The organism is Parapedobacter composti (assembly GCF_900112315.1).
Classification (GTDB): Bacteria; Bacteroidota; Bacteroidia; order Sphingobacteriales; family Sphingobacteriaceae; genus Parapedobacter; species Parapedobacter composti.
The window spans coordinates 415415-441395 of the sequence record NZ_FOLL01000001.1; the positions used below are offsets into that span (position 1 = coordinate 415415).

General features: G+C 47.9%; 21 protein-coding genes. 19 read left to right on the forward strand and 2 right to left on the reverse strand.

Going from position 1 to position 25981, the window contains the following annotated elements:
- Positions 1 to 27: 27 nt before the first annotated feature.
- From BM030_RS01520 to BM030_RS01565, 10 genes are all read left to right on the forward strand, one after another.
- Positions 28 to 978: a phosphoribosylaminoimidazolesuccinocarboxamide synthase gene (locus tag BM030_RS01520; protein WP_090970977.1), complete on the forward strand. Its 951-nt coding sequence runs from the start codon at positions 28 to 30 to the stop codon at positions 976 to 978.
- 32 nt (positions 979 to 1010) lie between these two features.
- Positions 1011 to 1394 carry an STAS domain-containing protein gene (locus BM030_RS01525; RefSeq protein WP_090970342.1) on the forward strand — a complete coding sequence of 128 codons (384 nt, stop codon included), beginning with the start codon at positions 1011 to 1013 and terminating at the stop codon, positions 1392 to 1394.
- Entirely contained in the window at positions 1391 to 2302 is a 912-nt protein-coding gene (locus BM030_RS01530) for a ribonuclease Z (protein WP_090970344.1), read from the forward strand. Before BM030_RS01525 ends, BM030_RS01530 begins: the two co-directional genes overlap by 4 nt.
- A 14-nt stretch (positions 2303 to 2316) precedes the next feature.
- A complete protein-coding gene (hisC, locus tag BM030_RS01535) occupies positions 2317 to 3381 on the forward strand; it encodes a histidinol-phosphate transaminase (RefSeq protein WP_090970346.1) in 1065 nt (354 codons plus the stop codon).
- Between the two features lie 77 nt (positions 3382 to 3458).
- The gene (gene hisB / locus BM030_RS01540) at positions 3459 to 4598 is read left to right on the forward strand and encodes a bifunctional histidinol-phosphatase/imidazoleglycerol-phosphate dehydratase HisB (RefSeq protein WP_090970348.1); all 1140 of its coding nucleotides are present in this window, start codon (positions 3459 to 3461) and stop codon (positions 4596 to 4598) included.
- Positions 4595 to 5188 (forward strand): imidazole glycerol phosphate synthase subunit HisH, encoded by a 594-nt coding sequence (gene hisH, locus BM030_RS01545; RefSeq protein ID WP_090970350.1) that lies wholly within the window; start codon positions 4595 to 4597, stop codon positions 5186 to 5188. The genes hisB and hisH overlap by 4 nt, the downstream gene beginning before the upstream one ends.
- Positions 5189 to 5210: 22 nt before the next feature.
- Positions 5211 to 5960 carry a 1-(5-phosphoribosyl)-5-[(5-phosphoribosylamino)methylideneamino]imidazole-4-carboxamide isomerase gene (locus BM030_RS01550; RefSeq protein WP_090970353.1) on the forward strand — a complete coding sequence of 250 codons (750 nt, stop codon included), beginning with the start codon at positions 5211 to 5213 and terminating at the stop codon, positions 5958 to 5960.
- Positions 5961 to 5962: 2 nt separating this feature from the next.
- A complete protein-coding gene (gene hisF / locus BM030_RS01555) occupies positions 5963 to 6715 on the forward strand; it encodes an imidazole glycerol phosphate synthase subunit HisF (RefSeq protein WP_090970355.1) in 753 nt (250 codons plus the stop codon).
- Between the two features lie 5 nt (positions 6716 to 6720).
- Entirely contained in the window at positions 6721 to 7305 is a 585-nt protein-coding gene (hisIE, locus tag BM030_RS01560) for a bifunctional phosphoribosyl-AMP cyclohydrolase/phosphoribosyl-ATP diphosphatase HisIE (protein WP_090970356.1), read from the forward strand.
- Positions 7306 to 7310: 5 nt separating this feature from the next.
- The gene (locus BM030_RS01565) at positions 7311 to 8231 is read left to right on the forward strand and encodes a WD40 repeat domain-containing protein (RefSeq protein WP_090970359.1); all 921 of its coding nucleotides are present in this window, start codon (positions 7311 to 7313) and stop codon (positions 8229 to 8231) included.
- Here the strand turns inward: BM030_RS01565 and BM030_RS01570 are convergent.
- Together BM030_RS01570 and BM030_RS01575 are read right to left on the reverse strand one after the other, a co-directional pair.
- Entirely contained in the window at positions 8218 to 8694 is a 477-nt protein-coding gene (locus tag BM030_RS01570; protein ID WP_090970361.1) for a GAF domain-containing protein, read from the reverse strand. The genes BM030_RS01565 and BM030_RS01570 overlap by 14 nt on opposite strands.
- 2 nt (positions 8695 to 8696) lie before the next feature.
- Positions 8697 to 10580 carry a beta-N-acetylhexosaminidase gene (locus BM030_RS01575; protein ID WP_139215778.1) on the reverse strand — a complete coding sequence of 628 codons (1884 nt, stop codon included), beginning with the start codon at positions 10578 to 10580 and terminating at the stop codon, positions 8697 to 8699.
- Between the two features lie 246 nt (positions 10581 to 10826).
- On the opposite strand from BM030_RS01575, the gene BM030_RS01580 reads away from it, so the two are divergent.
- The 9 genes from BM030_RS01580 to BM030_RS01620 all read left to right on the forward strand — a co-directional run bounded on the left by BM030_RS01580 (position 10827) and on the right by BM030_RS01620 (position 25960).
- Entirely contained in the window at positions 10827 to 11891 is a 1065-nt protein-coding gene (locus BM030_RS01580) for a LacI family DNA-binding transcriptional regulator (protein WP_090970365.1), read from the forward strand.
- Positions 11892 to 12250: 359 nt separating this feature from the next.
- On the forward strand, positions 12251 to 15337 hold the full coding sequence (locus BM030_RS01585) for a SusC/RagA family TonB-linked outer membrane protein (protein WP_170845597.1): 3087 nt from the start codon (positions 12251 to 12253) through the stop codon (positions 15335 to 15337).
- 4 nt (positions 15338 to 15341) lie between these two features.
- Positions 15342 to 16838 carry a RagB/SusD family nutrient uptake outer membrane protein gene (locus BM030_RS01590; protein ID WP_090970369.1) on the forward strand — a complete coding sequence of 499 codons (1497 nt, stop codon included), beginning with the start codon at positions 15342 to 15344 and terminating at the stop codon, positions 16836 to 16838.
- A 55-nt stretch (positions 16839 to 16893) separates the two neighbouring features.
- Complete coding sequence (locus BM030_RS01595) at positions 16894 to 17616, forward strand: fasciclin domain-containing protein (RefSeq protein ID WP_090970371.1); 723 nt, start codon at positions 16894 to 16896, stop codon at positions 17614 to 17616.
- Between the two features lie 4 nt (positions 17617 to 17620).
- Positions 17621 to 20272 carry a sulfatase-like hydrolase/transferase gene (locus BM030_RS01600; RefSeq protein WP_170845598.1) on the forward strand — a complete coding sequence of 884 codons (2652 nt, stop codon included), beginning with the start codon at positions 17621 to 17623 and terminating at the stop codon, positions 20270 to 20272.
- A complete protein-coding gene (locus tag BM030_RS01605; protein ID WP_090970375.1) occupies positions 20269 to 22650 on the forward strand; it encodes a hypothetical protein in 2382 nt (793 codons plus the stop codon). Before BM030_RS01600 ends, BM030_RS01605 begins: the two co-directional genes overlap by 4 nt.
- 6 nt (positions 22651 to 22656) lie before the next feature.
- Positions 22657 to 23874, forward strand: coding sequence for an Nramp family divalent metal transporter (locus tag BM030_RS01610; protein ID WP_090970377.1), 1218 nt, complete (start codon positions 22657 to 22659; stop codon positions 23872 to 23874).
- A complete protein-coding gene (locus BM030_RS01615; protein ID WP_244518602.1) occupies positions 23855 to 24892 on the forward strand; it encodes an NAD-dependent epimerase/dehydratase family protein in 1038 nt (345 codons plus the stop codon). Before BM030_RS01610 ends, BM030_RS01615 begins: the two co-directional genes overlap by 20 nt.
- 6 nt (positions 24893 to 24898) lie before the next feature.
- Positions 24899 to 25960: a dihydrodipicolinate synthase family protein gene (locus tag BM030_RS01620; protein ID WP_090970380.1), complete on the forward strand. Its 1062-nt coding sequence runs from the start codon at positions 24899 to 24901 to the stop codon at positions 25958 to 25960.
- The last annotated feature ends 21 nt before the right edge of the window (positions 25961 to 25981 follow it).

Here is a 25981-nt window from a genome sequence, read left to right on the forward strand (position 1 = left end):
GGAAATGAACAAGGAACAATAAATGAGATGAATACCATAAAGGAGACAAATTTCCGGTTTGAGGGGCAAACCCATTTCTATAGAGGAAAAGTACGTGATGTTTATACCATCCAGGATAAGTACCTTGCTATGGTAGCGACAGATCGTATTTCTGCGTTTGATGTGGTCCTCCCGAGGGCTATCCCCTATAAAGGGCAAATATTGAATCAAATTGCAGCTAAATTTCTGGAAGCTACCGCAGACATTGTGCCTAATTGGGTGGTAGAAGTGCCTGATCCCTGTGTTACTATCGGCCGCTTGTGCCAGCCGTTTAAGGTAGAGATGGTTATACGCGGTTATCTATCGGGGCATGCCTGGCGCGAATACCGGGCAGGAAAGCGCGAAATCTGCGGAGAACCGCTGCCGGACGGTCTCCGGGAAAATGACCGTTTGCCTACACCCATCATCACCCCTACCACCAAAGCGGCTGTAGGACATGATGAAGATATCTCGCGGGCGGAAATCCTGCGGCAGGAAATCGTCTCTGAGCGGGATTACGAACAGTTAGAGGCGTATACCCGTGCGCTGTTTGGGCGCGGGACAGAATTGGCTGCTGAACGGGGACTGATTTTGGTGGATACCAAATATGAATTTGGCAAGCGCGATGGTGAAATTTATTTGATCGATGAAATACACACGCCCGATTCTTCGCGTTATTTCTATGCAGACAGTTATGAACAATTGCAACGTGAAGGTAAACCGCAACGCCAGCTGTCTAAAGAGTTTGTGCGTAAATGGTTAATTGATAATGGGTTTCAGGGAAAAGAGGGGCAGCGCATTCCGGAAATGACAGATGAAATCGTGATGTCGATATCCGAACGGTATATCGAACTCTTTGAGCATATTACCGGAGAACGGTTTACATGCCCGGATGACACTGACTTGCTGCAACGGGTACAAGACAACACCCGTGCTGCACTGAACCGTTTAGGTAGTTAAAGTGAATACAAACCAACAAAAATATTGCCGTCATGAGATTTACCATTGACAAACACGAAAAGTATGTGACCATCCAACCTCATGCAGAGGTGCTTGATGGCGAGACAGCGCCCAAAATCAAGGCGGAGTTCCTACTGTGGAACACCGGGGGGCAGCGTAACATCGTATTGGATCTGACGAATGTGCGGGAAGCCGATTCCTCCGGTTTGCGTACAGGTCTATTGGCACACCGGTTGTGTAAAGCGGCGGGTGGTGTATTCATACTGGCTTGTGCGAACGAGCAGATAAAGGCGCTGATTTCCATGTGCAAGTTAGACGGTGTACTTACGCTTGTGGCCAATACCGCTGAGGCAGAAGATTTGATATTTTCAAAAGAACTTGAAAAGGACCTCCGGGGTGCTGTGGAAGAAGGATGAGGTTTGAGGTACTGATATTAGGAAGCAGTTCCGCGACACCTATATATGGGCGCCATCCCACGGCACAACTTATCAATGCCAACGAGCAACTGTACTTGGTCGACTGCGGAGAAGGTACGCAGTTGCAGCTGGCCAAATACGGGATCAAGGGTAACCGCATAAAGCATATATTCATCAGCCATTTGCATGGCGACCACTACCTGGGCCTGATAGGACTGATCTCGTCGATGCATCTGGTGGGGCGGAAAGACGAATTATTCCTATACGGACCGCCGGCGTTGAAGGAGATTATCGATCTCCATTTTGTCCACTCCCAAACGGTATTGCGATACCCGTTGCGTTTTCGGGCTACGCAGGATCAGGAGGAGGAGGTTATTTTGGAAACGGATATGTTGCGGGTGAGTAGCTTCCCGCTTGATCATCGTATTCCATGCACCGGCTTCCGGTTCGATGAAAAACAAAGGCTGCCTTCCATAGATAAGGAAAAAGCGGCTGCCCTCGGCATACCAGGTGCCTACCTTCCATTGATTAAACGCGGGCATGACTATTCCGCTCCGGACGGCACCGTATATCGCTGGCAGGATTTGACCATCGGGCCACCGGCACCACGCAGTTACGCATACTGTTCTGATACGGTAAGGACGGATAGGTACCTGCCCCATATCCAACATGTTGATTTACTTTACCACGAAGCCACTTTCTTGCATGATATGGTTGAGCGTGCGCTTGATACGTACCACACCACGGCGCTGCAAGCGGGTCAGGTAGCGGAACTTGTAGGCGCAAAGAAGCTGCTTATCGGACATTATTCGGCCAGGTACAAAGATTTGAAGCCGTTATTGGATGAGAGCCGGACGGTTTTTGATGCGACGCAACTGGCGTTGGAGGGGAATTGGTATAACATATAATTGTTTACTTATACATGGTTAATACATTCGACTTAACAAGTTTATTGAGGGAGAATATCCGAGAACTAACGCCATATTCATCGGCACGCGATGAGTTCAGCGGTGTTGCCTCGGTGTTGCTCGATGCCAATGAGAACGCCTACGGTTCTCCGCTGGAACGGCATTATAATCGGTATCCTGATCCATTGCAGCAGCAGTTGAAGGAAAAGCTGAGTACCGTAAAGGGCGTGCCGCCAAGGAACATTTTCTTGGGAAATGGCAGTGATGAAGCCATCGATATTTTATTCAGGGCATTTTGCCGCCCAGGTATCGACAATGTTATTCTCGTACCCCCTACATACGGTATGTATGAGGTGTCTGCCAATATCAACGATGTGGCCATAAAGCGGGTAAACCTTACCACAGATTTTCAGCTCGACTTGGATGCCATAGCTGAGACGGTTGATGCTAACACCAAGCTGATATTTCTGTGTTCGCCGAACAACCCTACCGGCAATTCGCTGCACCGGGAAGATGTAGAAACCGTGCTGGCTAATTTTAACGGCCTGGTGGTTATTGATGAAGCTTACATCAATTATTCGAGGCAAAAGACGTTTATTCAGGAATTGACCGAGTATGCAAATTTGGTCGTCTTGCAAACTTTATCTAAAGCGTGGGGACTGGCCGGTCTTCGTTTGGGCATGGCGTTTGCCAGTGAAGAAATCATCGAAGTGCTCAACAGGATCAAGCCACCATACAACATCAATCAGGCGACACAGGAACTGGTATTGGAGGCTTTGGATCGAGTAGAAGAAGTGAACGCATGGATAAGGGAAACCGTTGCCGAACGCGAACAGCTATCGGAAAAAATGCGGGAATTACCATTTGTGCAGCATGTATATCCATCTGATGCCAATTTTATTTTAGTGAAAACCGAGGAGCCCAGGCATATCTATGAATACTTGGTTAAACAAAGCATCATCGTGCGCGACCGGTCTAAAGTAGCGTTATGTGCCGGATGCTTGCGTATAACGGTAGGCACACCCCGTGAAAACAGCATATTACTGGAAGCACTGGTTAACTACCGTACGGTAAATTAATATTTTTGCTGCCGATTTTGGCTTTTTTGCCTAAGTTTGGCACTCCAACCATATAAGAGGCAATAACAGTAATAGCGATGCCTGATACGATTAAAAGATTACTATTTATCGATCGCGACGGTACCTTAATCGTCGAGCCGGAAGATGAGCAGGTCGACTCATTCGCCAAATTAAAGTTTTATCCGGGCGCATTGCAATACTTGCCGCGTATAGCTCAAGAGCTTGACTTTGAATTGGTGTTGGTGACGAACCAGGATGGGTTGGGCACCACTTCTCATCCGGAGGAGAATTTCTGGCCGATACACCGCTTTGTTATGGATACCTTTGCCGGAGAAGGCGCTGTATTCACCGCAGAGCATATCGATCGCACATTTCCGCGCGAAAACGCGCCGACACGTAAGCCCGGAACGGCGTTGTTAACCCATTATTTCGATGCGGATAAGTACGATCTAAAACGGTCTTTCGTTATCGGCGATCGTATCAATGATGTAAAACTGGCCCAAAATTTGGGCGCCCGGGCCATATGGTTGCGTAATAACGACACGCTCGGAGCGTCGGAGGCCCATGTGATAGACGAATCCGTGGTGGCATTAGAGACTTCGGATTGGCGCGCCATTTACGAATTCCTGAAGCTGGGCACGCGGCAGGCAACGCATCGCCGGAAAACCAACGAAACGGATATCTACATTGAGCTCAACCTGGACGGCAAGGGCAAAGCTGACATTGACACCGGACTGCCGTTCTTTGATCATATGCTCGACCAAATTGCCCGTCACGGGGGCATGGATATGACTGTGCATGCAAAAGGCGATTTGCATATCGATGAACATCATACCATAGAAGATACAGGTATCGCATTAGGCGAAATTTTTGCCAAAACGTTGGGTGACAAGCGAGGTATTGAACGTTACGGGTTTACGCTGCCAATGGACGATTGTTTGGCGCAGGTGTCCATCGATTTCGGTGGGAGGAGCTGGATTATCTGGGATGCAACGTTCCGAAGAGAAAAGATAGGCGATATGCCCACGGAAATGTTCTTTCACTTTTTTAAATCTTTTTCAGATGCAGCGAAATGTAACCTTAACGTCAAGGCCGAAGGGGATAACGAGCATCATAAGATAGAAGCGATATTCAAGGCATTTGCCAAAGCGGTTAAAAAAGCGGTAAGACGCGATGCCGAACATATGGAGTTGCCAAGTACAAAAGGAGTGTTATGACAGGAATTGTCAACTATGGGGCAGGCAATATTTTTTCGCTGACAGCAGCGCTCACGCGACTGGGTATTGCTTACGGAATGGTCAATAACGCAGCGGAGCTTGGGGCGTACGACCGGATTATCATTCCAGGGGTGGGGCATGCCGGTGCAGCCATGCGGAAGTTGCGAGAATCTGGCTTGGCCGATTCTATTGCGTCCATCACCAAGCCCGTATTGGGCATCTGCGTAGGCATGCAACTGCTTACCAGCTATTCGGAAGAGGGCGACAGCGAATTGTTGGGCATTGTCCCCCTGCAGACGTTACACTTTGAGCGAAGGGTTACCCTAAAGGTGCCGCACATGGGTTGGAATAAGGTATATCATCAAAATAACAGTCCGATATTCGATAATATAGAAAAAGATACCTATTTTTACTTTGTACATTCGTATTTCATTGAGTATAATGATACTTTCACTTCCGCTTACACGGGGTATGGACTGAAGTTTTCAGCAGCAATGCAGGATAGGAATTTTTACGGAGTACAGTTCCATCCCGAGAAATCAGGCGAAGCGGGTGAAAAGTTGTTGCTTAATTTTTCAAAACTATATTAAAAATCAACCTTTAGAAAAGACTATGTATATCATTCCGGCTATAGACGTGTTGGACAAGAAAGTGGTCCGGCTGCGCGAGGGTAACTATGACGATAAGACGGTTTATGAAGTTAGCCTTGAAGAGATGATCGAGAAATATCAATCCAATGGTACCGAATTCGTACATATTGTGGATCTCAATGGTGCCAAAGGTGACTTTTCCAATCAAGCGTATCTTTTTGATATTATCCGTACCACAGACATGAAGGTACAGTACGGCGGAGGTATCCGAAGCATAGAAAAGGTACAGGAGTTGCTTGATGCGGGAATACACCGTGTGGTGGTAGGTACACAGGCCATTACCAACCCTTCGTTTTTGGATGAGCTCAGCAAACTGAACCGGGGCAAACATAAGTATGCCGATCAGGTGGTGGTTGCCATTGACGTACTGGACGAAGTCATCAAATATTCCGGTTGGATGGAAAGCTCGCCAGTAAAACTGCTTGACTATATAGACCGCTGTCTTTCGCTCGGTTTTTTCCGTTTTCTCTGCACAGATATCAACAAAGACGGCAAGCTGGGTGGTGCCGGCGTGGAATTGTACAAGAAGCTATTGGATCACTCGCCCATCATTAAACTCATTGCTTCGGGCGGTATCAGTTCGATGGATGACATTTATGCGCTGGATGCCATCAAGGTGGAGGCCTGCGTAGTGGGCAAAGCGATATATGAAAATCGCATTACCATCGAGCAGATAAAGGAGTGGAACCTGAAATCGCTTATCCGTTTTTAGGTATGTTGGCCAAGCGCATCATCCCTTGCCTTGACGTTAAGGACGGGCGTACCGTGAAAGGTGTCAATTTCGTGGACTTGCGTGACGCCGGAGACCCTGTGGAATTGGCTTGGCAATATTCACGGCAAGGTGCGGATGAATTGGTGTTCTTGGACATTACTGCTACGCATGAACGGCGCAAAACCACCGTGGAGTTGGTCAAAGCTGTGGCCCGGCAAATCAATATACCGTTTACAATCGGCGGCGGTATCAATGAACTTGAGGACGCGGATGTACTGCTGCATGCGGGTGCAGATAAAATCTCCATTAACTCAGCTGCCGTGCGGAACCCGGCACTTATTGACCAGATGGCACAGGCCTTCGGTATACAGTTTGTGGTGGTAGCTGTGGATACACGACATGTCGATGGCCGGAACTATGTACACCTCAACGGGGGACGCCTGAAAACAGACATGGAGACCGAAGACTGGATAAGGGAAGCAGAAAGCCGCGGAGCGGGAGAAATCTTGTTGACTTCTATGGACCATGACGGAACCAAGAACGGTTTTGACTGTGATTTTCTGCAGCAGATAAATGCCACGTTGTCCATCCCGTTGATAGCATCTGGCGGGGCAGGCAATAAGCAGCATTTTGTCGATGTATTCCAGCGCAGCAATGTGGATGCCGCGCTCGCTGCCTCGGTGTTCCACTATGGCGAAATACGGATTCCGGAGCTGAAAGAGGAACTGCGGCAGCAGGGGATTGAAGTTAGGTAGTTATTATGTTAGATTTTAAAAAAAGCAACGGACTGATTCCGGTTATCATACAGGATGCCCGGACCTTGGAAGTGCTGATGTTGGGTTATATGGATGAAGAAGCGTGGGAAAAGACCCAAAGTGAGGGTCGGGTTACGTTTTTTTCCAGAAGTAAGAAAAGGCTGTGGACTAAAGGCGAAGAAAGCGGCCACTTCCTCCATGTTGTTAGCACACACATCGATTGCGACCACGATACCCTCCTGATTAAAGTAAGGCCGCAAGGGCCCACCTGCCATACGGGGAGCCGTAGCTGTTTTAATACCGACTACAATCGGAATTTTATCTTTGAACTGGCCGATGTGATCGATAACCGTTTCGCATTCCCGGTAGCCGGTTCCTATGTGAACCGCCTGCATGAGCGGGGATTGACCAAGGTAGCCCAGAAGGTCGGTGAAGAAGCTGTGGAGACGGTGATCGCGGCACTTGCAGAAGAAGAGGCTGATTTCGTTAACGAGGCTTCCGACCTGGTGTTTCATCTGCTGGTGCTGTTGCGAGAAAAAAATATTTCGTTGGATACCATTGCCAAGAATCTCGAGGGCAGGCATAAATAAGCGCCGTGGGAAAACTGGAAGTCCATAAAGCGGGCACGTTGTCGGGCCATCAGAATCCTATTTTTGCCATTGAAAATGGGGTAATGGCTCATATTGTCTTTACAGGTGGAAACGATAAGGGCGTAGTGCAGTGGAACCTTGAAACGCTTACTTTTGAACGTATCTTGTATCCTGTGCAATTTTCGGTATATGCCCTACACCGGATATCCCAAACCCCGCTATTGGCTATCGGCACGCGGGACGGTAAGGTAGCAGTGGTGCACACCGACACACAGACCTTGGCGGCGAAGCTGACGCACCATCAGCGCCCTGTTTTTGATATTAAGTCGTTCCGCACCAAGCCTGAGGTGGTACTGGCTTCTGAAGACGGTACGGTATCCATTTGGGATACGGCGACGTTCAGCCTGCTGTATCATTTCAAAGTAGCCGAACAGACCGTGCGCACCATTGCCATCAGTCCCGACGAACGATGGATTGTGTTTGGTACCAAAGAAGGGAAAATCAAGTTGTATAACGCTTCGGACTATTCGTTCGGGGGCGAACTTCCGGGGCATACCATGCCGGTCACGTCGCTCAGTTTCTCGCCGGATGGCAGGTATCTTCTTACCGGAGGACGGGATGCACAGTTAAATATTCTGGATGCTCAAAGCTTTTCTTCGGTCAGTACATTCACGCCTCATTTATTTACGGTGTATGCCATTAAGTATCACCCCACATTGCCAATCTTTGCAACAGGGAGCCGTGACAAAAGCATTAAAATCTGGTCGGCCGAAGATTTCCGGTTACTGCGCGTTGTCAGTTTTGAGCGCGGTTTCGACAGTCACCTGCTCTCAGTAAATAGCCTAGTGTGGAATCCGTATAAGCAACAATTGATTTCCGTGAGTGATGATAAACAAGCAATGGTTTGGGACGTTATGTTGATCTGATCAAACGAGCGATTTCCGTCAAATAGCGGGCATCAACCTTATCAAAGTGATTCAGGTACTCGCTGTCTACATCCAATACTGCAATTACCTTTCCACCGCTTATCAGGGGAACTACAATTTCAGATTTAGCCAAGGAGCTGCAGGCGATGTGCCCCGGGAAGGCGTTGACGTCTGGAACGATGATGGTTTCCGCACGCTCCCAGGCCGTGCCGCATACCCCTTTTCCCTTGGCGATACGGGTACATGCCAAAGGGCCCTGGAACGGCCCCAGCACCAGTTCAGTCGCTTTGACGATATAAAAGCCAACCCAAAAGAAGTCGAATTGGGCCTTTAACACGGCCGATACATTGGCCATGTTGGCGATTAAGTCAGGCTCCTCATGAACCAATGCCTTGATTTGGGGGATTAGCGCCTGATATTGTTCTTCCTTGGTGCCGGAAGTGATATAGAGTTCTTCTGCCATTTTTATCTTTCTGTCACTTCGGGTAATTTACTGTTCACGATGACGGCCCGCACGTAATTGCTGCGGCGTCCCGACGGTGCAATTACAGTCGCTTTGAAAATCCGCTCTTTCCCTTCCGGTACAATCACTTTAACCGATCCTTGGTATTCCAAATCGGTATCCGTGGGATCGTAGTTATCTATGGTGTAGTAAATTTTGCCGCCGGCCACCGAAGGCTTCAGTCCACGGAAGGTGTATTCACTCGCATAGATGACCGTGTCTTTTAAACCGATGACCTCCGGCACGCGGTATACCGTTTCGGTCTGGTCAAGTGCAGCTAAATGTGCAGGTACCCGGATTTCGGAGAAATCTTTCCAGTCTTTTCGGACCGGTGCTGTCCAAGCGATTTCGGCCAGCGCATAAAGGCGGGGTAACAACATAAACTCTACCTTTTTGCCCGTTTCCATATACTCGGTCCACATGTTAGCTTGTACGCCAAGGATATGCTTTTGTTCAATTTCCGAGAGTGACTTAGGGGTCGGGTCTGCAGCATATACTTTTTCCAGTGTGGAATAGCCTCCAATGTTCAGTGGCTCCCGGTTGGGGTCGGGGCCTTGTTTATGGTCGAAGTAAAGTCCATAACTGTTGGCCGTCATGATGACATCATGCCCCTGTTTGGCTGCAGCTATACCCCCATCTTCGCCGCGCCAGCTCATCACCGTGGCGTTGGGAGCCAATCCGCCCTCCAGGATCTCATCCCACCCGATAATCCGGCGGCCCTTGGCATTGATGTACTTTTCCATCCGCTGGATGAAGTAGCTTTGTAGCTCGTGTTCATCGTCCAGTCCTTCATCTTTAATTCTTTTCTGGCAGTGCGGACACTCCTTCCATCGGGTTTTGGGGCATTCGTCCCCTCCGATGTGGATGTATTCGCTAGGGAATAGCTCCAGCACTTCATCTATGACATCCTCCAGGAAGGCGAAGGTTTCCTCTTTACCTGCGCAGAAGACGTCGTCAAAAACGCCCCAGGTTTCAGCAGTTTTGTATGGCCCCGGATTATCACCGCATCCCAACTGCGGATAAGATGCCAACGCAGCCAGCGCATGCCCCGGCATTTCAATTTCTGGCACAACGTTTACATAGCGTTCAGCCGCATAAGCCACCACTTCACGGATTTCATCTTGCGTGTAGAATCCGCCGTAAGGAATACCGTCATAATCGCCGGGCTGCTTATAATTCCCGATAAGTGTTTGCGCTCGGAAAGCACCGGTTTCGGTCAACTTGGGATATTTTTTTATTTCAATGCGCCAGCCTTGGTCTTCCGTAAGGTGCCAATGGAAATTATTGAGTTTATAAGCGGCGATGAAGTCGATATATTTTTTGATGAACGCTACAGGAAACATATGACGGCACACATCAAGGTGCAGACCACGGTATTTATAGCGGGGAGCATCTTTGATCGTTACCGCTTGAATAGCCGGCGGCCCCTCGCCCTGTGTTTTGGGTAGCAGTTGTGTGAGGGTCTGCATGGCATAGAACAATCCGGCATCTTTACCTTGCAAGGAGATGCGATCGCCCGTTACCGTCAGTATATAGGCTTCCGGATTTTCCCAACTTTCGGTTCCATTAGAAGAAAAATAAATGGATGAAGGGCCATTGATGCCGGCCTTCACCGGAATAGTTAATTGGAGTGATTCCTTTATGTAATCCCGGAAGAATTCAGCTATGTTCCTATCAGCTTCACTATCGTAACCGATTGTAGTGAAAGCATTAAGAGGAAAGCTGCCCGATTGCATTCGAATCTCCGCAGGAGCCGGAATAATGGTGAGGTTCGGCGAAGGAGGTTGGGCAAAAGTCATACAATAAAAGAGCATGGCTGCCCAAATTAAAAAGTTTCTCTTTCTCATCTGATTAATTCGCTTTTTTTAAAATGATCAGCTCTAAGGCATGACAACGTTCGCAGCGATTCGGGGCCACCCACGTGTGTCAATATGCGCAAATTTGCGAGCAAAAGTACATAAAAATGTACATTTTTGCTGGATGATCGGAGGAGCAAAAAATAGCCGTATACAAAATATATCAACGTTTTTCATCGTAATGCGTAAAAAAATCAGTTATTTCGTTGTTATTTCAGAAGTTATTTCGTAATCTTTATGGGCAGACAAAAGAAGACCGAACTATCGGGCGTAAAAGAAATCGCGAGACGGGCCAATGTGTCTATCGCTACGGTAGATCGGGTTATCCACAACCGAAAAGGTGTATCAGAAGCGACCAGGCAAAAAATTAGTGAGATTATTGCCGAGATGGGATTTCAGCCGAATATTTTGGCTAGTCGGCTGGCTTCAAAAAAAGTAAATCATTTTGCAGTGTTGATCCCTAAATCGAGCGAGACAGATTATTGGGAATCACCGGTAAAAGGTATCGAACGTGCACACCAGGAAATCAAGCAATACGGAATCGTTCTGGACAAGTATTTTTATGACCTGAACGATAAAAAGTCGTTCACAAAAGCTGCAAACCTATTATTGCAGAAACAATGTGACGGGGTATTGGTTGCGCCATCCTTTATTAGGGAAGCAACTGATTTTACAAGCTATTGTCAAGCGAAAAACATTCCGTATGTATTCATTAACTCAGATATTCCCGGCAGAGACAGCCTGTGTTATATTGGCCCGCATCTCTATAAAAGCGGTTACCAAGCAGGCCAATTGATCAGTTTTGGGTTGAAAGCCGGAAACGTATTGATAGTCAATATTTCAAGGGAAATAGATAGTTACCATCACCTGTTGCGGAAAGAAGATGGATTCAGGGCTTATTTCAATGATAACAAGGGCGGGCAGATCGAATTGGCTAAAATAGATATCCGCGACACCGACCAACAATCGATTGAAGAAACATTAGACGCTATAATAGCGGAACTTCAAGGGGTGGATGCACTTTTCGTGACCAATTCGCGTGTGCGATCCGTTGCTAGCTATTTGGTAAAGCGAAAGCTGGAACATAAAATCCTTATTGGTTATGACTTTCTTCAAGAAAATGTAAAATATTTAAAACAGGGGGTGATTGACTTCCTGATCGGACAGAAGCCCGAAGAACAGGGATATCTTGGCCTTATGACATTATTTCAACACATCGTAATGGGGGGAGAGATGGCCCAAGTAAATTATATGCCTATTGATATTATCACCAAAGAAAATTACGAATTTTATAAAAATTAAGGAAGAGACATGCGATACACAAAAAAAGCAAAATTAAATTTGGAAGTAAAAATTTAATTAGCGTACTTTATGGGTACGTAACCGCTAACCAGTTATGAGAACACTAAGGGAATTGAGGTCAATAAGCAGGCGTCATAAAGACGCAAGTCGGGTAAAAATGAAACGATGGTAAATTGCCCTGCTTTTGTATTTTAACGTGTACGTTACCGTTATGAAATAATGCAAAACTAGAAGTTTTGAAACATTTAATCGTCAAGTAGAATTCATATACAGAGTCCATACGATTTATTAACGGTAACGTTAACGTAAGTATGCGGCAGTGATTACGATATAGAATATATAACCCTAAAAATATGCGTATGAAACCTTCAATTGTAGTCAAAAGTAGCTGTTGGCTCGTTTTGCTGTACCTGTTCAGCGGGACGGCTTGGGCGCAAACCACCGCTATTTCAGGTCTTGTAACGAATGAACAGAGGCAGCCGCTCGAGGGAGTTACCGTTACGGTAAAGGGAAGCGCCACATCAACCCAGACCGATGCTAAGGGCCGGTTTAGCCTCCCGTTTGTTGGTAATTCCATGGTGTTGGTTTTCAGTATCGTCGGATTTGAAACGCAAGAAGTTGTCGTTAAGCCGAATGCGGATCTCCAGGTTACGTTGGTCGAAACCACAAGCCATTTGGACGAAGTGATTGTAGTAGGATACGGTACACAGAAAAAAAGAAATGTTACAGGCGCTATCGTTTCTGTAAGCAGCGAAGATATTGCGGAACGGCAGGCACTTAATGTGTTTGACGCCCTGCAAGGCATGGCGTCCGGTGTCCAAATTGATCAGGAATCAGGCAGACCTGGAGCCGGCAGTTCTGTACGGGTGCGCGGTACCGCCACCATGGAAGGAGGCGCCGATCCGCTATACATCGTTGACGGTGCGCAGGGCGTAGACATCAATACTATCAATCCAGACGATATTGAATCGGTTGAGATATTGAAAGATGGTGCATCGGCGGCCATCTATGGATCCCGTTCGGCCAATGGAGTAATCATCATTACCACTAAGAGAGGAAAGGAAGGAAAGCCGCAGATTAAGGGAAGTTACTTGAACAGCTACAATACATTGTCGCACAAAATTCCTCAGGCGAACGCGGATCAACGTAGATTGTATGAGATGAAGCGCGGTGGTGCCGGTGCGCGTACCATCGACTCGTTGAATCCAGCGTATAATGCCGATAACGATATGCAAGAGTTGATTACCCGTACAGCCCAACGTCATCAGTTGGATGCGAGTTTGGCCGGTAGTACAGGTAAATTAAATTACTATGGGAGCTTGGGCTACTTGGGTGATGAAGGAATTATTTTAAATAGCTGGTACCGGCGTGTGACAAGTCGATTGAATATGGATTACTCCCCTAGCAATGTATTTACCTACGGTAACAGGCTGTCGTTTTCTTACCGGACTGAAAACCGTATACATGAAGGCAATGTGTTGAACCAAGCCATCCCCAGGCCGCCTACCAATGCTGTTTATTTTCCTGACGGTTCACTAGCCCCAACCATATCTGGCCGTATGAACCCGTTGGCCCAAGCCCTGCTGCGAAAAAATGAATTCGACATTTACGATGCCAGTATATACAATTATTTCAGGTTCAATGTCATGGACGGGCTTCGGTTTACCACCGATGCGATCGTCCGGTTCAACTACAGCCATAATGAGGTTTTCGTGCCGAAATTGCTGAATACAAACACTGGGGCTACCGTAGAACCGGTGAGCAACGGTAGCGAGCAAGATAATATGTTAAATTACTGGATGGTGCAAGGGTTTTTCAATTACGACAAGAGCTTTGCCGACCGGCACCATTTTACGGGTGTATTAGGCGTGAGTGCCGAACGCGAGTATACCCGCCGCATCAATATCGCAGGCAACAATTGGGTGTCTGAAGAGATACCTACCATGAATGCCGCACAGGAGTTAATCCTGAATAATATTTATACCAACGGTTTGAGAAGTACACAGGCTTCGCTTTTCGGGCGATTAGGATATAATTTCAATGACCGGTACATCTTCGAGTCGAATTTCCGGTTGGATGGTTCGTCCCGCTTCGGGCGTGATAACCGATGGGGCTTTTTTCCTTCGGTATCCGGCGCATGGCGGTTTTCAGACGAGTCCTTTATGCAGGCCACCCGAAACTATCTGACCGATGGCAAGGTGCGTGTCAGCTATGGTGTAACGGGGAATGACCGGATAGGACAATATGACGCTATCCAACGCTACGTGTTCGGTAGTAATTTTTATAATGGTGTCTCTGGCGTCGTACCCAACACACTCTTCGGAAACAACACATTGGGTTGGGAAACAACGCGGCAATTCAATACGGGCTTGGATCTTACTTTCTTCGATGGTCGTTTGACGGTCACGGCAGACTATTATAATAAAACTACCAGAGACTTGCTCTATAACGCACCGATAGCGTATGAGACGGGATTCGACGACGTACGGGTGAACCTTGGTTCTATCCAAAATAGGGGAGTCGAGATCACGATAGGCGGTTCGCCTTTCAGGAAAGAGCGCTTTCGTTGGCATACCGAAGTCAACTTCACCCGCAACCGGGGCCGGGTTTTAGAACTAGCTGAAGGTACAGAAATGATTGTTGCCGGGATATGGTTGGTTGAAGAAGGACAGCCATTGGGAAATTTCTATGGTTGGAATAATCTTGGGGTTTATGCCTATGACGAGTCGAATGCGTGGACGGATGACGGACGACAGCTTATGCCAGTGTTCGGCAGTGACGGGGCGTTTGATCATTATATACTCGATGGACAGCGTTATATGGGTAATGTCAATCAGTTGCAGACAACGGGTGGCATATCCAAGGGGGGCGATGTCATTTGGCAAGACGTGAACGGCGATTGGGTGATTGATGATACCGATCGCATTATCTTGGGCAATGCCCAACCCAAATGGATGACCGGTTGGAACAATGCTCTATCATACAAGGACTGGACATTGTCATTTAATTTTTATTTAAGTTACGGAGGAAAGATTTACAATCAGGCCCGCCGGGTGATGGCGAGTTACACGACCAGCTTGGCCACTCCTGATCCCTATATTATAAATAATGCCTGGTGGCGGCCGGGTGACATTACCGATGTGCCCATTCCTGTTAATAACGGTATGGAGAACGTGAGGGAATTGAATAGCTTTTTCCTCGAAGATGCCTCTTTTATTCGTTTGCGGAATGCCAGGCTTACTTACCAGATGCCCGCGCAATGGATGTCAGCTGTCAAATTTGCCGGAGCAAGTATTTACGTGTATGGCAACAATTTATTCACTTGGACGAACTATTCGTGGTTTGACCCGGAAATAGCTTTTTCCAACCCACTTCAGATGGGGCGAGATACGGGTCGATATCCCCGGAGAAGGGAACTTGGTTTAGGGTTAAATATTAATTTTTAACACAATGAACGTACAAAAGAACACCATTCATATATCCGGACGCGCACCAGGCATCAAACGTATCGTTTTATTGCTGTATGTGGGGTGTGCCTGTTTGGTTACGTCTTGCGAAAGCTTTTTGGACCAACAACCGATATCCGACCTGTCCAGCGACAAATTCTGGTTGACGGCGGATGACGCAAAGCTCGGTATGGCGGGAATTTACAGTAGCATCCAATCTGTGTTTAGCTCCAATTATATCTTGTGGGGCGATGCACGGTCAGATAATTTTACGTTTAGCGGCACAGGTGAAGCACAGATTAATTACTCCATCAATGCGGTGACCTCTACCATGGCGGGCACGAGTTGGGCTGAAATTTATAAGACAATCCAACGTGCAAATCTGGCCATCAAGTACTTACCAACAATCAATTTGCCAGTGGCCCAACGCGATCATTATTTGGCCCAAGCCTATGCCATCCGGGCATACATGTATTTTTTTATTATAAGATTGTGGGGTGATGCGCCGATCTGGTTGGAACCTTATGAAAACATCAACGCCGAGGCCAACCGCCCACGTAGTCCAGCCGATCAAATCGTGCAGGATGTAATATTACCCGACCTCCGTCATGCCTTAGAGATTGTTGATCCGGGTGTAAATACAGTGGTCGAGGTGAATATAGGGGGAATATTGGCCATGCTCACCGATGTATACATGTGGCTGCATGATTACGAGGGGGCGTTAGAAGCGTCCGAAAGGCTTATCGGGCTTGACCGTTATCAACTCGCCAACGGAGACGAATGGAAAGATATGTTTTTGTCTCCTGCTAATAGCCGGGGAAATATCTGGAGCTTAAGTTGGAATTTCCTGCAAGATGGACCTGATGGTACTTCCAGGCAAATTGGCGCAGGGAATTTGGATCCGCTGTATGTAATGGACCCGGCCGTCATCGAGCGGTTCCATAATGATCCAAAAGACATTCGTACAAAGCTCACCTTTGATTCACTGCTCTTTGCTAATGCTGCCACTCCCAATGCCCGGAGTAAACGGCTTGGCAAGTTTGCTGTCAGGAATGCCAACGGCACCTTCCAGTATCCGCAAACCACCCAAAGTGAATATAAACTTACCATGTACCGTTATGCTGATGTCTTGCTGTTGCGGGCTGAGGCGCTGAACCGGTCGAACGATAAACCCGGCGCTTTTGCCTTGCTTAACGAGGTGAGGGCAGCGGTAGGGCTTGATCCGCTGGATGGATCGGAATATTCCAGTGAAGATGAAGTGGAAAAGGCTATACTGGATGAACGACAGTTGGAGCTTTTTGCCGAAGGTCGGCGTTGGTTTGATCTTGTCAGGACGGGTAGAGCAATGAATGTGATGGATCCAATTATCCGGGAGCGGCAAGAGGCATTGGAAATGACCGTAACGGGCTTTACCGATGGACGGCGTACTTTACTTCCGATTCACCGGAACGTGCTTATCAATAATCCTGTATTGACACAGAACGAGCCGTACTCTTTCTAATCACTGCACCAAAGAAAAAAAAACAGTATTGTAGAACGAATTAAAGAGAATAATAATGGATATTCTGAAGAAAAATATCGCTACGTTATGGAACTTAGCGGCTTTAGCCGTGCTGCTTAGCGTTTGCAGCTGTACATTGCTGGGACTTGAACTACAGCAGGATCACAAGCATGAGGTCAATATTTTATCCCCCGAGATCCACATGGATGCATGGCAATTCATTAACACACCGCTGGAAGATACCTTGCGTAGTTTCGACCGGTTCGTTGACGCCGTGGTATATGCAGGACTGGAAGACGAATACACGAAGCCAGGGCGTACTTTCTTGGTGTTTAACAATTATGCAATTTTACGGTATAACAGCAGTGGTACGGTTAATTCAGGCTGTTATTTTGGTAGAAACACGGTGCCAGTGCTCGATGAAGACGGGAATCCGGTTTTAGACGAAGATGGCGAGCCGATGATGCGTCCCGGGCGAAGATGGGAAGATTATCCCGTAGAGCAAGTGCGGGAGTTGTTGCTTTACCATATTTTGGAAGGAGAATATTCATACCATAACCTAGGGCCTGACAACACGGTGGTGCAATCGTTGTCGCCAAACAACGAGGCTAACCTCGTTTATTTGCAGATCCAGAATACCCAAACATCTAAACTCGCCGTGAATGCTTTCCAGGGGTCTATCCAAACCACACTTGCTAGGACCGCTAATTTAAAAGCGACTAATGGGTATATCCATGTTTTTGATGCCTACCTCCGTTATGGGGTTGAAATGCAATAATCACATGCAAGGCAAAAAAAAATGGAAACACTGGATGCGAGGCTGTATGGCGATAACTGCCATGTTGGCAATAATGCCTATGGCTATGGAGGTGCAGGCACAGCATACCGCAAAACCCAACATCGTTATTATCTATGTAGACGATTTGGGGTATGGCGATTTGGGCTGCTATGGCGGAGACATTCCAACGCCGAATATTGACCGAATAGCCAAACAGGGCATCCGCTTTACCGATTTCTATGTGTCGGCACCAGCCTGTACTCCTTCCAGGTATAGCATGCTTACCGGACGCTATCCCCAACGATCAATGCATGGGCTCACCCGTGCATTGATGCCGGTCGATACGCAGTACCTTGACACTGCAGAAAAGACGCTGGCTTACTACTTACAAGCGCAGGGATACCATACCGCGTTGTTCGGTAAATGGCACCTCGGTGTCAACGATTCAACACAAACACTTAAAGCTCATGGGTTTGAAGAGTTTGTAGGCTTTTTGGGCGGTTGTGTGGATTATTTCACTCACGGGTACGGCCCGATGGGGCATGATTGGTCCGTTAATGGTGAGCAAAGGCGAGAGGAAGGGTATGCTACAGATCTGATTACTGACTACGCTGTCAGGTTTATAGCCAATAGGGGCCGTGGAGAATCCCAGCCGTTTATGGCGCTGCTTGCGTATAATGCTCCACATTACGGCAAAACCGATCCGAGCCACATCGTCCCCCATACGATCGCGCTTAGCCACGGCAAGTATCAGGGCTACAATGTGATTAACTCGCTGCAGGCACCGCAATCGTATGTCCAAAAGGCAGCAGCGATCGAAGATCCGTACAGACGGGCTTATGCAGCTATGGTCATGAACCTCGATGATAATATCGGGCGCGTGCTTGAAGGGCTGGAGAAACAGGGGGTGTTGCAAAACACCATGGTATGGTTTATATCGGATAACGGAGGGTATTCAGAAAGCTTCTTCGGACATGCAGACAACGGCGGACTCCGTGGGGAGAAAGGCACGATATGGGAAGGCGGGATACGGGTGCCCGCGATGGTCATGTGGAACGATGGGATTAGCGGTGATAAGGTGGTAGATGTCCCTGTATGCAATATTGATTTGCTTCCTACATTGGCAAATTTAACCGGTTTCCAAGAACATATAGAATTTAACCGTATAGACGGGATAGCTATTAGCGATGTGCTGTTCGGAAGCCTTGAAATGCCAGAGAGACCATTGTATTGGAGGTATCGGAAACAAACGGCCTTGCGGCAAGGTGATTGGAAGCTAGTTAATGGCAAGGAATTATATAACCTAAGGTCAGATCGGGCAGAAGCGTCTGATTTAGCGACAGTTTACCCCGAAAAGGTCTCGGAACTGCGGGCACGTTTCAAGCAAATTGAAGGCCGATTTACGCAGGGCAGTACGGAGTGTGACCGACGTAGTGCGGAAGACTATGAGGTTGTGGCAGGTGATGCGGCTTGGTGTTGGTTTTCTGATCCCCGGGCCATATATCACAAAGGCAGCCGCGAGCAGATTTTCTATGGTTACGTCAATAGTAAGGGCGATGTGGTCATCGGTGCAAGAGACCTATCTACCAAGACAGTGGAAACCTTTGTATTGCACGAGCGATTACAGGTAGACGACCATAACGTTCCTGCTATCCTGGCACTTTCTGATGGGCATCTATTGGCGTTTTATACTGAGCACAACGGCCGTTTTTTCATGCGCAAAAGCAAAAGGCCAGGGGATATCAGCGCGTGGCATGAAGAGCGGGTCATTCCATTCGGTGGCTCCCGTATTACTTACGCCCATCCAGTGATGCTGTCTGGTGAAGGAAACCGTATCTATGTGTTTTGGAGGGGTAGCGATTGGCAGCAGACCTTTGCCTTCAGTGACGACGATGGGGATACGTGGAGCAGACCGCAAGTATTGCTGGCCAGCGAAGGTACACGGAATCGGCCCTATCTAAAGGTCAGTTCCGACGGACATAATAGGATCGATTTCATCTTTACGGATGGTCATCCGGGCGTAGAACCGACCAATTCTGTTTATCACATGTATTATGAACAGGGAGCTTTTTATCAGACAGACGGTAGCCGGATCAGTGACGTGGCGCAGTTGCCGCTTTCACGCAAAGCTATTGGCAAAGTATACGACGGTCGGGCAAGTGGTGTCAGAAGCTGGATAGCCGACGTAGCGTTGAATAGTCAGGGGAATCCGGTGGTATGTTACATGCGGTATCCTAAAGACACCGATCACCGGTACCATTATGCTTGGTGGGATGGTAAGCAATGGGTAGACGAAGAAATATGCAGGGCTGGAGGATGGATGCCGCGGGTAGCACCCAATGAACGAGTAAAGGAGCCCCATTATTCCGGTGGAATCGTTTTAGATCACAGTGATGCCAATCATGTTTACTTGTCACGCGAAGTAGGTGGGTGCTTTGAAATAGCGCATTACACGCGACAGGATACGGAGTGGCACAGCTGCCTTTTGACAGAGGGGTCGCTCACAGACAGTGTGCGTCCGTATGCGGTTAAAATGCCAACAGGCCAGCCTCCGGTTGTTCTATGGATGACGGGCCATTACAGCCATTACACCGAGTTCGACACAGAGCTGCGAATCAACGCGGTTAAGGTAAACAAGAAAAGGGAGCAAGAATGACGAAGAACAACGGCCAAGGGCGTGATAAATGGAGCAGAAGGCATGTACTGACGACATTAGGGCTTACAGGGCTGGCCATGGCGCCTGGTATGCCAAAGGCAATTGAGAAATCGGACAACGCCACTGTTATCACATGTGCAACGTTGGGGGAGCTAGCCAATTTGGAACTAAAACGGGGAATGGTTGTCCAAACTCTTGGGTATTTTCAGGCTGGTGATGGCGGTGCCGCGTGGTATCGCATTGAGGCGCAGGAAGGGAAGGGCGAAATGCAGGCGGGTATCGTACCGCTAACCAATGGGCTGATCGCTTTGCTGCTCCACAACCAAGCAGTCAACTACAAGATGTTTGGGGCCGTAGGCGATGGTGTACACGATGATGGTCTTGAAATCAAACGTACACACGAGTATGCCAACAAGCATAATATCCCAGTCATCAACCTGCGTGGTGAGTATTGGATCAAGGAAACAAACGGTATCGCAATTCGGACCAATGTGACATGGGGACATACCATTTTTCACATCGATGAGCAATTCAACGTCAAGGGAATCGGCAAGTTTGTGGTGCAAAGTACCAAAAAAAAGCAGGAGATAAGCTTTAACAATGAGCAAAAGGAGAAATTTCTGGAAGCGCTAAAGCCAGGGGTACGTCTTTTACCTCAATTAGCACCTTATAGCAATGCTTTGGTCAATATCCGGGACAATAATGACCGCATCGGTTTCCGGGCCGGAGCCAAGTTTAAGGGGCAGTCGTGGGCCCGGGAGGAACTGTTTTATGTGGAGGAACACGGCTGCGTGGTAGGAGATATTGCTTGGGAGTTTAAAGACTTTACCAGTTTGACGGTTTATCCATGTGACGATAATTACTTGGTTATCGATGGGGGCACGTTTTATCTTTCGGGCGATAGCCCGGGGACGGTGTACAACGGGTACAAGAGTAATGGCATTGTCGTAAACCGCAGCCGTACTATCATACGTAATCAGTGGGTCGGTCTGGAAGAAGGAAGACATGACGTAGCCATAACTCCTCGGACTGGTTTCTACACGTTTTCCATGGTATATGACGTAACGTTAGAAAATGTTCGACTAATCCCCTGGGAACAGAACCGCGAGGGAACTGACCGGGATGTGCCGGCTGGAACGTACGGCATCAGTGCTGGCCGGATGTTGAATGGTACATTCAGGAACGTGACTGCAGAGGGCGGCCCGGTACATTGGGGCGTTTTCGGCACAAACTTGAATAAAAACTTCCGGATTGAACGGTGCAAGCTTAACCGGGTTGACGTACATTTTCATTGCTGGAACCTCTGTATCACCGACTCTAATATCGGATACCGTGGTATATCCGTTACCGGAGGGGGCGAACTCCTAATCAAGCATACGGTCTGCCATAACCAATCGTTCGTCAATTTCCGTCGAGATTTCGGGTCGAAATGGGATGGGTGTATCCGGATAAGTAATTGCCGTTTCGTGCCACCCCCACTTGTAAGTAGCACCGTACTCAACTTCCATCCGCTCGATGCCGAATACCGTTATCCTATAAGTCTGGGACGGTCTATACGGGTGGAGGATCTAGTCATCGATTTGGGCCCGGATTCCTCATCACAGCGTCCCTGCTGGCTAGTCAATACGCCCGAGATGTCAAGGATGTCAAATGGCGATCACCTCATTTTCCCCAGGGAGCTTGTTTTTCGTAATGTATCCGTGGTAGGCAGCAAACATGGGGTAAGGTTGATGAAGTTGTACAAGCCTCAACATTACCGTGTCGATTTACCGGGGGGATACAATGAGGTGCAGCTCCATACAAATGCGCAAATCAGATTTGAAAATATTCAATTGGAAATATTGAAGGGAACAGCTTGTAACACCGATGCTCATCTTACCGTGGTCCCTGATTACGAGCAGCCGTATGTACATGAATACGCGTTATATCCCAGTATCCATATTGTGGATTGTAAGGGGTTTCTGGGAGTATTGAAAGGAAGTGTTGCTGAAATCTTATTTAGTCGGTCATCTATTATTAGTTTGGAATGTGGCGACACGGAGGCTATGCAGGGAAGTTTGTTTTTTCAAAATTGTGTTTTTCAGCCGGTGGCCGATACCGATACCGCTAAATTTTATACTCTCGAAGCATCTTTGGGTACCAGTTTTACGAATTGTGTGGTGCACGCCCCCGTTATAAGTGGCAGACGCAGGTATGATCTGTCAGATTGTTATGGGTTTCTAGCTATTAATGACTATGTGCTATACAACCACGTAAACACCCGACTTGGTCGGGATATCGTTAACCACTTGTTCGCGACTGGCGGCACCGTCCACCCTGATTTTGTCGCAAAGCTCAAAAGTCACCACGAGCTCGAACCGTTCGGCGCTAAAAAATAGGTAAACATGGAACGTATCGATGCTAAGATGCTTAAGGACGGATTTGTGGCGTTAGGGCCCGGTATTGTCACAGCGGCCATTGTCTTTGGTCCCAGCAAAATTACCATTACGTCCAAGATGGGTGCAGTTTATGGTTACAACCTGTTGTGGGTGATTGGGGTGGCGATTTTCTTTATGATGGTTTTTTCAGCAATGGCTTCGCGAATCGGTTTTGCCGTAAACCAATCGCTGTTGACCACCATTCGTTTGCGGTTCGGCCGCTGGGCAGGAGCGTGTATCGGCATAGGAATTTTCCTGGTTTGTGTATCCTTCCAGGCTGGTAACGCAACTGGATTAGGCATCGCATTGGGAGAAAGTACCGATAGCGCTACTACACTTTGGATTATATTGTTCAATGTCGTGGGCATAGCTTTGCTGTTTTTCCAAGACTTTTATAAGGTACTCGAGCGGTTGATGATTGTTATCGTTGTGCTGATGCTATTCTCTTTCTTAACTACTATGTTCCTCGCCAAACCGGCTATTAGGAATATTTTGCTTGGGCTTATTCCGGGCATGCCAAAGGGGTCATTGGGATTATCTATTGCATTTTTCGCTTCATGCTTTTCGGTAGTTGGTGCTTTCTATCAATCTTATCTTACCCAAGAACGGAAACGGAAAATGCAGGGCTTAATGCTTAATGAAAGCAAGGGTACGTTGGGCATAGGCATATTAGGAGTCATGAGTGCGGTGGTGTTGATCTGTGCAGCTGCAGTATTGGAGCCGAGGGGGGGAGGAGTAAGTAATGCATCAGACATGGCTATAGCCTTGGAGCCGCTTTTTGGTCGCTATGCAGCCCAATTATTTTTGGTCGGGTTGTTCGGCGCATCTTTTTCATCGTTGATTGGCAATGCTACCGTAGGGGGGGCAATGCTTGCGGATGGCCTCGGACTGGGAAGTGCGCTCAGTTCCGGCTGGGTAAAGTGCTTTATCGCATTGGTAATGGTAGTGGGAAGCGGAGTCGCGCTGGCGTTCAGGAAGCCACCGCTTGAAGTAATCGTTTTCGCCCAAAGTATCACCATTTTTTTGGTGCCTTTCATCGGTTCGGTGATGTGGATTATTTCAAACGACAAAGAGGAAATGGGGATTTATGTGAGTCCGCCGATTACTAAATATGCTGGGCTAATAGGCTTGATCTTATTGGTTATACTAGCGGGATATAATGTGAATGAATTACTTATTAAATAATCACATGCAGTTGAAACTATTGGAAAATAAATTGCTGGAACCTTCAGATGCGCTAATTTCCGATATGGCAAGCATCACCGGTGACATCATGCTATTGGGCGCGGGGGGGAAGATGGGGCCATCCATGGCCAAACTCGCAAAACGTTCGATAGAACAAGCTGGGGTTCGGAAGCGTGTTATAGCGGTATCTCGGTTTAGTGAGGATAGCGCCCGCCGGGACTTACAGCTATCGGGGATCGAAACCATCGCGGCCGATTTATTGGACGAGGCGGCATTGAATGCGTTGCCTGACACAGATAACGTTGTTTATCTGGCGGGGCAGAAATTTGGTACTACTGGCAGGGAGCCATTTACATGGGCGATGAATACCTACCTTTCAGGCAGGGTGGCCGAGCGGTTCCGTGACTCACGGATCGTTGTTTTTTCAACCGGCAATGTCTATCCCTTCGCCCGTTTATTGGAGGGGGGGCTAGCAGAAAACCACCCCGCCGAACCGATAGGAGAGTACGGGCAGTCATGCCTCGGCCGTGAACGCATTTTCCAGCATTTTTCGCAGCAGAATGGTACTCCGATACTAATTTACCGACTCAATTATGCGATAGACTTGCGTTATGGTGTATTGCTGGAGTTGGCTAAATCCGTGCTGCACAGTATTCCCATCGATTTGTCTGTGGGTCATGTGAACGTGATTTGGCAAGGCGATGCCAATGAAATGGCTATACGGTCATTGCTTCATTGCACGTCGCCTGCCACCATATTGAACGTGACCGGCCCCGAAACGATTTCCGTAAGGTGGTTGGCGCACCAGTTTGGAAAGCTATTTCAAAAGGAGCCCCTGTTTGTCAACGAAGAGCAACCCTCTGCTTTACTAAGCAATGCAGCAGAGGCGCACAAACGATTCGGATATCCGCGCGTGACATTGATGGAAATGATAGAAATGACTGCATCGTGGCTAACATTGGGTGGTGAACAAATCGATAAACCCACTCATTTTCAAGAAAGGAAAGGAAGGTTTTAAAAACGCATGGACATATTCGCATTAACTCCGCGCAAGTACGAAATATTGCAACAGGGGGTGGTCATCCCGGCCCATCCCTTAGCGCTGAATGCCAAATATAGGCTGGACGAGCAAAGGCAACGGCTGCTTACCCGCTACTATATGGCTGCTGGGGCGGGAGGTATTGCTGTAGGTGTACATAGTACGCAGTTTGCTATCCGGGAACCGCAGGTAAACCTATTTGAACGTGTTTTACGGTTAGCTGCCGAGGAGGTAGACCGTACGCCACAGGCTGATCGATTTCTCAAAATTGCCGGAATTTGCGGAGAAACGGTACAAGCTATTGACGAGGCGGAACTTGCCCGAAACCTTGGGTATGATATGGGACTGCTTAGCATGGGTGGATTGACGGGTTGGAGCGAAACGCAACTACTGGAGCGTACGGCTGAGGTGGCACAGCGGATTCCAGTATTCGGCTTTTATCTTCAGCCCAGTGTGGGCGGCAGGATTTTATCATACGATTTTTGGTCACGGTTTGTGGAAATCCCTAACGTTATAGCGATAAAGGTGGCGGCGTTCAACCGGTATCAGACCTTGGATGTGATAAGGGCAGTATGCTCGGCAAGTAGGGGGCGAAATATAGCACTTTATACAGGAAACGACGATAATATAGTAGCAGATTTACTGACTGACTTTACCTTTGAGGTGCACGGCGGCCGCACGGTCACCCGGCACTTCGTGGGAGGATTACTGGGGCATTGGGCGGTTTGGACACGCAGTGCTGTACGTCTATTGGAGGAAATCAAAGCTTGTCGAGCAGCCGGGTTTCAGGGAGCCAGGCAATTATTAAAGAAGGGGGTTCATTTAACCGATATGAATGCCGCGATTTTCGACCCAGCCAATGGCTTCCATGGATGTATCCCGGGCATCCATGAAGTGCTAAAAAGGCAGGGATTGCTGGAAGGCATATGGTGCCTTGATCCAAATGAAACGTTATCGCCAGGTCAAAGTGACGAGATCACCCGTGTATGTAAAAATTATCCGGAACTTATAGACGATGAGTTCGTTAATGATTTCTTGCGTGGATGACCTTTAGAAACTATTATCGAA

What these genes read in the sequence shown, in the direction of transcription:
- BM030_RS01595 (WP_090970371.1), top strand. Translation starts at nt 16,894, where the DNA reads ATGGATATTCTGAAGAAAAATATCGCTACGTTATGGAACTTAGCGGCT.
- BM030_RS01610 (WP_090970377.1), top strand. Translation starts at nt 22,657, where the DNA reads ATGGAACGTATCGATGCTAAGATGCTTAAGGACGGATTTGTGGCGTTA.
- BM030_RS01615 (WP_244518602.1), top strand. Translation starts at nt 23,855, where the DNA reads ATGAATTACTTATTAAATAATCACATGCAGTTGAAACTATTGGAAAAT.
- BM030_RS01585 (WP_170845597.1), top strand. Translation starts at nt 12,251, where the DNA reads ATGAAACCTTCAATTGTAGTCAAAAGTAGCTGTTGGCTCGTTTTGCTG.
- BM030_RS01530 (WP_090970344.1), top strand. Translation starts at nt 1,391, where the DNA reads ATGAGGTTTGAGGTACTGATATTAGGAAGCAGTTCCGCGACACCTATA.
- hisIE (WP_090970356.1), top strand. Translation starts at nt 6,721, where the DNA reads ATGTTAGATTTTAAAAAAAGCAACGGACTGATTCCGGTTATCATACAG.
- BM030_RS01525 (WP_090970342.1), top strand. Translation starts at nt 1,011, where the DNA reads ATGAGATTTACCATTGACAAACACGAAAAGTATGTGACCATCCAACCT.
- BM030_RS01600 (WP_170845598.1), top strand. Translation starts at nt 17,621, where the DNA reads ATGCAAGGCAAAAAAAAATGGAAACACTGGATGCGAGGCTGTATGGCG.
- hisF (WP_090970355.1), top strand. Translation starts at nt 5,963, where the DNA reads ATGTTGGCCAAGCGCATCATCCCTTGCCTTGACGTTAAGGACGGGCGT.
- hisH (WP_090970350.1), top strand. Translation starts at nt 4,595, where the DNA reads ATGACAGGAATTGTCAACTATGGGGCAGGCAATATTTTTTCGCTGACA.
- BM030_RS01605 (WP_090970375.1), top strand. Translation starts at nt 20,269, where the DNA reads ATGACGAAGAACAACGGCCAAGGGCGTGATAAATGGAGCAGAAGGCAT.
- BM030_RS01590 (WP_090970369.1), top strand. Translation starts at nt 15,342, where the DNA reads ATGAACGTACAAAAGAACACCATTCATATATCCGGACGCGCACCAGGC.
- BM030_RS01550 (WP_090970353.1), top strand. Translation starts at nt 5,211, where the DNA reads ATGTATATCATTCCGGCTATAGACGTGTTGGACAAGAAAGTGGTCCGG.
- BM030_RS01520 (WP_090970977.1), top strand. Translation starts at nt 28, where the DNA reads ATGAATACCATAAAGGAGACAAATTTCCGGTTTGAGGGGCAAACCCAT.
- hisC (WP_090970346.1), top strand. Translation starts at nt 2,317, where the DNA reads ATGGTTAATACATTCGACTTAACAAGTTTATTGAGGGAGAATATCCGA.
- BM030_RS01620 (WP_090970380.1), top strand. Translation starts at nt 24,899, where the DNA reads ATGGACATATTCGCATTAACTCCGCGCAAGTACGAAATATTGCAACAG.
- BM030_RS01570 (WP_090970361.1), bottom strand. Translation starts at nt 8,694, where the DNA reads ATGGCAGAAGAACTCTATATCACTTCCGGCACCAAGGAAGAACAATAT.
- hisB (WP_090970348.1), top strand. Translation starts at nt 3,459, where the DNA reads ATGCCTGATACGATTAAAAGATTACTATTTATCGATCGCGACGGTACC.
- BM030_RS01580 (WP_090970365.1), top strand. Translation starts at nt 10,827, where the DNA reads ATGGGCAGACAAAAGAAGACCGAACTATCGGGCGTAAAAGAAATCGCG.
- BM030_RS01575 (WP_139215778.1), bottom strand. Translation starts at nt 10,580, where the DNA reads ATGAGAAAGAGAAACTTTTTAATTTGGGCAGCCATGCTCTTTTATTGT.